At 48.3% G+C, this 2,492-nt stretch carries 2 protein-coding genes; both read right to left on the reverse strand.

Going from position 1 to position 2,492, the window contains the following annotated elements; genetic code table 11:
- Nucleotides 1-31: 31 nt before the first annotated feature.
- Nucleotides 32-1,639 (reverse strand): methyl-accepting chemotaxis protein, encoded by a 1,608-nt coding sequence (locus ACYVG7_RS10590; protein WP_460883080.1) that lies wholly within the window; start codon nucleotides 1,637-1,639, stop codon nucleotides 32-34.
- 24 nt (nucleotides 1,640-1,663) lie between these two features.
- On the reverse strand, nucleotides 1,664-2,389 hold the full coding sequence (locus ACYVG7_RS10595; protein WP_460883081.1) for a chemotaxis protein CheA: 726 nt from the start codon (nucleotides 2,387-2,389) through the stop codon (nucleotides 1,664-1,666).
- Nucleotides 2,390-2,492 lie beyond the last annotated feature (103 nt).

The following is a 2,492-nucleotide window of genomic DNA, read 5'->3' on the forward strand; positions in this document are numbered from 1 at the left end:
CAACCAAGAGCCCAACAGTGCAAAATCCTGGTTATCGGGTGGGGTGAAAATAGTCAACAACACGTAAAGGGAACAGCGCCATCGGTTTAGCTTTGCTTACTGCATGCCCCCCCATGTCCGAGACCTTAAAATAGCCGATCAGTTCAGTTAATTGTGCCGCTTGCGCATTCATCTCTTCGGCAGTCGCCGCCAGCTCTTCAGAAGATGAAGCGCTTTGTTGAGTGATCTGATTAAGCTGATTCATAGCCACATTGATCTGACTGACGCCTGTGGTTTGCTCCTGAGATGCGGCGGTTATTTCCTGAACCAGATCGGATGTGCGCTGGATATCCGGCACCAATTGGTCAAATAGTGTGCCCGCCTGCTCCGCCAAAGAAACACTATTGCCTGCGACTTCGCCGATTTCCTGTGCCGCAATCTGGCTGCGCTCAGCCAGCTTACGAACCTCGGCGGCGACTACGGCAAAGCCCTTGCCATGGTCGCCGGCTCGCGCAGCTTCAATAGCAGCATTCAACGCCAACAGATTAGTTTGGTAGGCAATGTCATCGATGATGCTGATTTTACTAGCAATCTGTTTCATGGCATTGACCGTTTCTTTAACGGCTTGGCCGCCGCGTAGCGCATCGTTAGCGGCTTTTGACGAGATGCCATTGGTCACTTTGGCACTTTCGGTATTCTGAGCAATCGAAGCCGACATTTGTTCCATGGAAGCGGAGGTTTCTTCGACACTCGCAGCTTGCTCACTCGCTCCCTGACTCAAGGCTTGGGACGTTGCACTGACTTGTTCTGCGGCACTCGACAATGCATCGGCCGATGTGCGCACCTCACGCATGGTATGACCCAGCTTATCCACCATTTCCTTGATGGCATACAGCAGTGATTTTTTATTATTTTCATCCAGAACAATTGCCACACCCAAATCACCTGCAGCAACTTTTCGGGTAATATCGACGGCATAGTCCGGCTCGCCACCCAATTGATTGACAATACGATAGGAGATGAAAAAACCCATCCCCAATCCCAGCAGCACACCGGCCGTAATAGCGCCAAACATCAAGGTGGTACTGTGTTGATACAAAGAGTGGGCTGCTACAGCTTGCTCTTCGGAACGTTTTATTTTCTGTTGAACAATCTTCCCGACCTGATCCATCAGGCTCTGAATAGTCGGAGCAAAATCGCCTTCCAGATAATTATTGGATGGCGTTTCGGTACGCAGAGGTTCACTTAATACCATGGCCTCGGTCTTCTTTATACCGTCTTTATAGGATGGCCAAATACGGTCAAACTCCGTGAACAAGGCTTGACCCTCAGCTGAGGTAAATTTAGGTCTAGCCTCGTTAATAGCATCTTCGACTGCGCTAAGGCTTTTTAAATAACTAGCGATGTGTTGCTGACGACTCTCGTCTGTTTCAGCCAGCATGGCAGCTCGCATATAACGCCCGACAGCAAGAAAATTCATTCGAGCATCGGCAGCAGCCTTTAACCCCAGTAACTCTTTTTCGTAGAGTCGATTGGTCATGCCATTGATGTCTCGCATATTGACATAACCGACACCACCAACAATTGCAGCCACTAGCGACATCAATACGAACGCCAAAACAAGCCGCGTTCTTAATTTCATGTTTTTGAAAAAACTCATAACATTCTCCCGCGCAAAGTTTGCTTATAAAGAAAAATGGGTACACTGAGCCGAGCTAATTTGCTCATGCATCTTCTGCAACATCCCCGGAATATCCAAAATAAGAGCGACCTGCCCCGAGCCCAAAATGCTCGAACCGCTGATATCCTTTAATTGAGAAAACAAAGTGCCGAGTGGCTTTATTACAATCTGCTGTTCGCCGAGCAACTGATCCACAATCAGTCCAAGTTGCTGCTTCCCATGGCTGACAACCACGATATTCTGCCGTTTGGATGGTTGACCATCGATCGAAAAATGATGACGAAGATGGATGATGGGAAGGGGCTTTCCTCTTAATTCTCGATAGTCATATATGGCGTCATCAATAACATGGGTCGCCTCCAGGCACTCGGTGACCATATCCAATGGAATCACCAGAGGCGTGTCACCGACGCTGACCAAAAATCCATCAATAATAGCTAATGTAAGTGGTAAACGGATCTGAACGCAGCATCCAGATCCTGGTGTGGAATCTAATTCAATAGTGCCCCGCAATGCTTCTACATTCCGACGGACCACATCCATACCGACACCACGGCCAGAGAGATTGCTGACACTATCCGCGGTAGATAATCCCGGCTCAAAGATGAGTTGATACAATGATTGATCATCGAGTTGGCTATTGGCATCAATCAATCCTTTGGCTATTGCCTTTTGCCGAATTTTATCGGCATCGAGCCCTTTCCCATCATCATGGACTTCAATAACGATGCTACCCGACTCATGAAATGCTGTCTATTGATCAGATCTTGATCCCCTGTGCCATCAAATCCTTGGCGGCAAGAAAGCCATCCAGTTTACTTTGCAGGGCTTC

The organism is Pseudaeromonas pectinilytica, assembly GCF_054780855.1.